Annotated in this window: 7 protein-coding genes; 2 read left to right on the plus strand and 5 right to left on the minus strand. The window is 44.5% G+C overall.

Translation table 11 applies throughout. The annotated features are described in order from the left end of the window. Positions 1–65 precede the first annotated feature (65 nt). Complete coding sequence (locus tag L5M18_RS14090) at positions 66–902, minus strand: molybdate ABC transporter substrate-binding protein (protein ID WP_263197418.1); 837 nt, start codon at positions 900–902, stop codon at positions 66–68. 266 nt (positions 903–1,168) lie between these two features. After that, entirely contained in the window at positions 1,169–1,858 is a 690-nt protein-coding gene (locus L5M18_RS14095; RefSeq protein ID WP_168825788.1) for an OmpA family protein, read from the minus strand. 672 nt (positions 1,859–2,530) lie between these two features. Here L5M18_RS14095 and L5M18_RS14100 point away from each other — a divergent pair. Further along, positions 2,531–2,764: a transposase gene (locus tag L5M18_RS14100; RefSeq protein ID WP_106649408.1), complete on the plus strand. Its 234-nt coding sequence runs from the start codon at positions 2,531–2,533 to the stop codon at positions 2,762–2,764. 716 nt (positions 2,765–3,480) lie between these two features. On the opposite strand, the gene L5M18_RS14105 is transcribed toward L5M18_RS14100, so the two are convergent. Continuing rightward, positions 3,481–4,341 (minus strand): PA4780 family RIO1-like protein kinase, encoded by an 861-nt coding sequence (locus tag L5M18_RS14105; protein WP_028759534.1) that lies wholly within the window; start codon positions 4,339–4,341, stop codon positions 3,481–3,483. Between the two features lie 335 nt (positions 4,342–4,676). After that, complete coding sequence (locus L5M18_RS14110; RefSeq protein WP_317629898.1) at positions 4,677–4,994, minus strand: hypothetical protein; 318 nt, start codon at positions 4,992–4,994, stop codon at positions 4,677–4,679. 179 nt (positions 4,995–5,173) lie between these two features. Here L5M18_RS14110 and L5M18_RS14115 point away from each other — a divergent pair, with 179 nt between their 5' ends. Continuing rightward, on the plus strand, positions 5,174–5,722 hold the full coding sequence (locus L5M18_RS14115) for a DUF2799 domain-containing protein (RefSeq protein ID WP_115335541.1): 549 nt from the start codon (positions 5,174–5,176) through the stop codon (positions 5,720–5,722). 37 nt (positions 5,723–5,759) lie between these two features. Here the strand turns inward: L5M18_RS14115 and L5M18_RS14120 are convergent. Next, the coding region (locus L5M18_RS14120; protein ID WP_263148716.1) for an integrase core domain-containing protein at positions 5,760–6,000 on the minus strand (241 nt) is incomplete at its 5' end.

Below are 6,000 nucleotides of genomic sequence, written 5' to 3' on the forward strand. Positions count from 1 at the left end.
TGAGCTAACCACAGAACGGCACCCCAAAGGTGCCGTTTTTTATCCGGCTTGAAAGCTAAAAAAGGTTATTTTGCCGGAGGTTGAAAACCATAACTGCTCAGAATCGCTTGGCCTTTTGTCGATAGAATAAACTCAGCTAACGGCTTAGCGGCAGTATTAGCGCCTTGTAAAACCAGTAAACCATAGTCGGCACCCACGGCGAGTTCCTGCGGTAAGTCAATGATTTGTAAACTTGGCACTTCTTTTTTAGCCAGCACAGCATTAGTGCAATAGGTTAAAAAGATATCCGCTTGCTTGTTTTCCATCACCCAGCCATAGGGGTTGCGATCTTTAGGCGGTTTAACGCTCTCAGGGCCGCCCGTCAGTTGTAATGCCTTGGTCTCTAACGCGGCTTTCGCATTGGGTTTTACCGCTTCGGCCTTAGCAAAAACGGCCCAGGCATAATCCCCCGCGGGGTCGGCTTTCGGGGTTGAGGTACCGACTTTAATCTTAGGATCTAACAAGGTATCGAGTAACGTCGCACTCGTCACCTGAACTGTGTCTTGAGCAATGGCGCAGAGTTGATTACGGGCAAACATTTGCACCGCTTCGCCCTGACCCGAATCCACTAATGCCTGTGGATGTTTCATATTCGCCGAGGCAAAGATATCGACTTTCTCGCCCTCTTGAATGCGCTTTAACAATAAACCTGAGGGCGCATATTGCGCTACAACACTTATTTGCGACTGTGCTTGATAAGCAGCAATAATATCACTCATCGTAGCCTTTAAACTGCCTGCGGCGCGCAGTTCTATCGGCGCGGCTCCTGTGGTCACTTCGGCTTTCATCGGCACTCCTTGTACAGCAGTCACCATGATGACAGGACTTAAACTCAAGGCTACTAACATATTTTTGCTTATCATAGTCATATTCTCCTTTAGGCACTAAAAGTCATTCTTGTGACTTATCCCCATACAGAACGTGAAATAGATAAAGGGATCAAGCTGAAGTCATCCCAAGGTAATTAGCAGTGATATGTTTGTGGTGCAGGTCACTCAAGGTGCGCTTCATAAAGGACAAATTGTCTAATAGAAGCACGGCAAGCTAATCACTCAATTAGCCCACCACTGAAAACAAAAAAAGTCGCCCCTGGCGACTTTTTCAGCGAGAACTTTGTGCTTAGACCAGACTATTTACCCGTTGGTATTAGTACGATCTCAACGCGGCGGTTTTGTGCTCGGCCATTTGCATTGGCATTTGATGCAATAGGACTCGCTTCACCCATACCTTTTGATTTTACACGGGCAGAGGCAACGCCTTTACTCATCAAGTAATTACCCACTTCGCTAGCCCGGACCTGTGACAGACGTAAATTGTAAGAGTCTGAACCACTGCTGTCGGTATAACCTAATACGTTAAGCTGCGTTTTGCTGTATTCCTTGGCCACAACCGCCACTGAATTCAGCACGCGTTTAGCACCGTCACTTAACTCGGTTTGATCTACGCCGAAGGTCACTTCATTAGGCATATTCAAAATGATGTTATCGCCGTTACGGGTCACACTCACGCCCGTTGAGGCTAATTGTTGGCGTAATTTAGTCTCTTGCACATCCATATAATAACCAATACCACCACCGACTGCAGCGCCCGATGCAGCACCAATTAAGGCACCTTTACCGCGGTCGCTCTTGCTCGAAGATACCACTCCAATTGCGGCACCCGCGACGGCACCAATCAATGCGCCACTGGTCGCTTTAGCGGTTTGTTCTTCATTTGAATAGGGATTGATTGTTGTACAACCCGATGCAACTAGCGCGGTCGTCAATACCACTATGGCTAACAGGGATGGTTTAGATTGCACTGCCTGAAAACACTTCATCATTTATAACCTCTTTATATGATTGATGACTGTGAATACCGCTCAAAAGGGCAAGAAATATCACGTCCATTAGGTAATACGAATGACCTAGGGATTGCCACAAAGCAGGCAGTATATAAGCAATTGCGCTGGAGACAATCCTTTATCCATCTTCAATTACGCTAATCCAGATTTTAGTCAGCAAAGATACAGATTTCGGGCTTCAATCATGGCTTGTACCGCCCAATTTCATATCAAGTCTATGGCACCGAAATAGTGCACCTTGCACCTTTATTGGCAGCACTAAAAAATAATGCCGTTTTAATCTAAGTCGCAATACAATGATTTTAAAGGTTAAAATAAAAATTAAAATATTGGCACGAATTTTACATACTACTAAGTGAGTAGACAGTCAGACGCGGTAAACATCGCCGAAAACTAGAGTCAACTTCAACAGGATTAATCCAAATTAAATGGACCTATCGAGACAGAAAATGGGCTCGAGTATTTAGGGTCATAAAGGAGGAAGTATGAAAACGGTCATGAACTTTATCGCACTATGTCGCCACGAATGGATTTGTCTGCGCCATCTAGGTCTGAGCCAGTGGGATTTAGAACAGCTTCACTATTATCAATAAAAGGCAACGCAAACGGTCATATTTTGGTTCTAAGGCAGTAAAAGAGGGAACGCTCATGGGAATCGCAGAAAATAGTCTCAAGCTACATGTTATCACCGAGGTTAAAGTACAAGGTCGCTTACTGTCGGATGTTGCACGTCAATACGGTTTATCTGCCAAGGCAGTCTACCAATGGGTGCGAGAAAGCGATCTGCAACCCCAGCAAAGAGAATGCGCATTAATGAGTGAGATTGCCCAGCTACAGAAAAAAATTAAACAGCTCAATCAAGAGCTACGCACGATAGGTTAGCCTGTACAACAAGCTAAACGTGCCCGAATAGACAAGGCCGGACGAGATTGCATATCGCCCTGCTGATAACGCTAACGATGTAAAAGATGTGCTAACAACAATAATAACAGCGCCCTTTTTAGTCCGGCCTTGTCGTCCAAATTGATGAACCCAGCGAAGATTGGGAAATAGTATTAACAGCAACAAACGGATAGGGACAATGCAAAAGTTTCGGCAAGACTAGGGAGGGAGTTATCTCCCCCAAGATCAAATATGTGAATTGTGCTCCCCCAAGTCATGAACATATTTCTCTCTCTGGCCTTGTCATTTTATTCACAGGATCAATGATGATCCAGCACTGCAATAAGTGTAGTGCGCCAAGGAAGGCCGTGATTGGTATTACATAGATTGACTGAAGAGTGACCAAGGTTTCGGCAAGGATTGAGGGAGTTATCTTCCCCAAAGATTAAATATGTGAATTGTGCTCCCCCAAGTCATGAACATATTTCTCTCTCAGCTCTTGTCCTTTTATTACACTGTTCGATGATTGCTAGCTTGTTTGTAGCAACAAGGATGGCCCCAGCTTCCATAGGGGATTAAGCCAAGGATTGGCTAACGCAAAAAATTAAATAACAATAATAAAATCAACAATAAAAATAATAATTCACTTAATTTTTAGCATAAAAAAGACGCTACTTTGAGCGTCTTTTTTATGGGTGAAAAACAACGACTGACGATTAATAGTCTTCTTCGTTTGCCTCTTGGATCCGCTGCTTACGCTCTTGTGCCTCTTCAAAGGCTGCTTGGATTTCTTCCAAGACCGCACTAACATCGGCTTCAACCAGCACTTCGGTAAACTCACCCGTTAATGGCGTTTCAGGCTTCAATTCACCGGCTTCAAACAAGGCCCAAATTTCTTTGGCGTATTGTGTTTTTAACAGCTCAGGAGCATACAAACCATAGTATTGAGTCATGTTATTCACATCACGCGCTAACATCCATTTAGCATGGTTATTTGCAGCGGCATCGACGGCCTGAGGTAAGTCGATAATCACTGGCCCTTCACTGTCAACTAACACGTTAAACTCAGACAAGTCACCGTGCACTAACCCCGCACAGAGCATACGTTTGACATAGGTCATCACCAACGCATGATCCTTCAAGGCTTTTTCTGCCGACATACTAACATCGTTTAATCTCGGCGCGACATTGCCCTCGGCATCCGTCACTAACTCCATCAGCAACACGCCATCGAAACAACCATAAGGCGTTGGCACCCGCACACCCGCATTCGCTAAACGGTAAAGTGCTTCAACTTCAGCATTTTGCCAAGCTTCTTCCTGCTGATCGCGGCCAAATTTAGACCCTTTTTCCATCGCGCGCGCGCGACGACTGTTACGGACTTTTCGACCTTCTTGATATAACACAGCTTGCTTAAAACTGCGCTTGTCCGCTTCTTTATAGACTTTGGCACAGCGGATATCATCACCACTGCGTACAACGTACACAGTCGCTTCTTTACCGCTCATTAACTGGCTAATGACCTCATCGACCAGTCCTTCATCAACCAGGGGTTGGATTCGTTTCGGAGTTTTCATAGCGCCCTTATACCTTACTTAGGCATGATATGGAATACTGCGGGCAAATCTTCATACAAAAGCGGTCTCCAGCGGAAGTTTGATGAATATAGTTTAGGATTGTTAAACGAATTTTAAGTAAAAACTAATGCACTTGCGTGTTAAACACAATACCAGATTTACTCAGCGCTTTGGCAAAGAAAGAGACTGAAAATACCGCTTTAACTAAAAGAATATTCTTTTCCGCCAACCGATATAAAGCAAGAGGTAAAACCACAGCCAATATGCTGTAGCGAACATGTAAATCCAAGACCGCTCAAATAGATATCCTAGCTAACATTTTGCAGAAACTTAACTCACACAAATAAGGCAATCACACTTCCCACGGTCGCCGCCGCTTTCAATATTTGGCCAGCGCTGTAATAAGTATCGTTCGAATCGTTAGTGTCATTAGGGACTGTATCGGGAGTAGGCGCCTCAGTTTTGCTCATCGCAGCCACATCGGAACTGGGCTCAGCTTTGGGAGCCGCCAAGCCCAATGCACCATAGGTAAAGGATTTCAGTCCACTTGGCTCAGCCATCTCACTGGATTGATGAGCCGACTTAACTGCCGGTAATGAAGCTGAATACGCAGATGAAATAAGTGAAATCATAGCGAGCACCAAAGCAGACATTAAAGTGTTAATCGCAAACTAACACAATATCAGCCTGTTATCATGCATTCATCCGCTAAACTGTGATGGATTCTGCCCAACAAAACGCATCTATGACAGTATAAACGGCGGTATATAAAACTAGATCTCCCCCATAAGAGCCTTTATCCTAAACGCCACAGCATATAGAGAACTTGTCCATGCATTATCCTAGCCTTTTCCTCGCCCTTTCGGTCCTATCACTCACTCAATGCAGCAGCTTATCGATTGAAGAATGCGCCAATAGTGATTGGTTTGCCCTAGGAATGGCCGATGGCAACCGTGGGACGAGCGCAGGGCAATTGAATCAATATCAAAAAGATTGCCGAGAATTTAATCTCAGCGTCGATACCGGACAATGGAAACAAGGATACCAGCAAGGGTTAGCCAGTTACTGTCTTCCCGAAAATGGCTACCGCGTGGGCTTAGCGGGAGAAAGCTATTATGGGGTTTGCAGCAATAACGCCTTCGTTGAACGTTATAATCAAGGCCATCAACAATATCTGACTAACAAACGCTTATCTGAAATAGCCGATCGCTTAAATGCCATCGATAGAGAGATAAGCAGTCTTGATGGCAAGATCAATAATCTCACCGATAAGGCCGACTTATTGAAACAGAAAAACAGCCTACTCAATGAGAAGAACCAACTGTTAGATGAAAGATCTCGCCTACGCAGACCTGATATGCGCTTCGAATTCAGATTCTAAGCCATAAAAAAACACTGAGCCCAATTGGATGTAGTGGTCAAGTAAAATTGGCCACGATTTTAGAGTCATTCCAATATAAACGTTCTGACTCATTTGGCGTTAACCCACCATTATATTGATGGGGTCTGGTCTCACTGTAATATCCAGTGATGTAATTTGTGATCTCTTTATCTGCTTCTGTAAAATTCCCATAACCATTGGCGGGTATCCACTCAGATTTCAAACTTCTAAAGAAACGCTCCATTGGTGCGTTATCCCAACAATTCCCGCGACGACTC

The sequence above is a fragment of the Shewanella sp. SM20 genome (assembly GCF_025654545.1).
Classification (GTDB): domain Bacteria; phylum Pseudomonadota; class Gammaproteobacteria; order Enterobacterales; family Shewanellaceae; genus Shewanella; species Shewanella oncorhynchi.

What these genes read in the sequence shown, in the direction of transcription:
- L5M18_RS14095 (WP_168825788.1), bottom strand. Translation starts at nt 1,858, where the DNA reads ATGAAGTGTTTTCAGGCAGTGCAATCTAAACCATCCCTGTTAGCCATA.
- L5M18_RS14090 (WP_263197418.1), bottom strand. Translation starts at nt 902, where the DNA reads ATGATAAGCAAAAATATGTTAGTAGCCTTGAGTTTAAGTCCTGTCATC.
- L5M18_RS14115 (WP_115335541.1), top strand. Translation starts at nt 5,174, where the DNA reads ATGCATTATCCTAGCCTTTTCCTCGCCCTTTCGGTCCTATCACTCACT.
- L5M18_RS14100 (WP_106649408.1), top strand. Translation starts at nt 2,531, where the DNA reads ATGGGAATCGCAGAAAATAGTCTCAAGCTACATGTTATCACCGAGGTT.
- L5M18_RS14110 (WP_317629898.1), bottom strand. Translation starts at nt 4,994, where the DNA reads ATGTCTGCTTTGGTGCTCGCTATGATTTCACTTATTTCATCTGCGTAT.
- L5M18_RS14105 (WP_028759534.1), bottom strand. Translation starts at nt 4,341, where the DNA reads ATGAAAACTCCGAAACGAATCCAACCCCTGGTTGATGAAGGACTGGTC.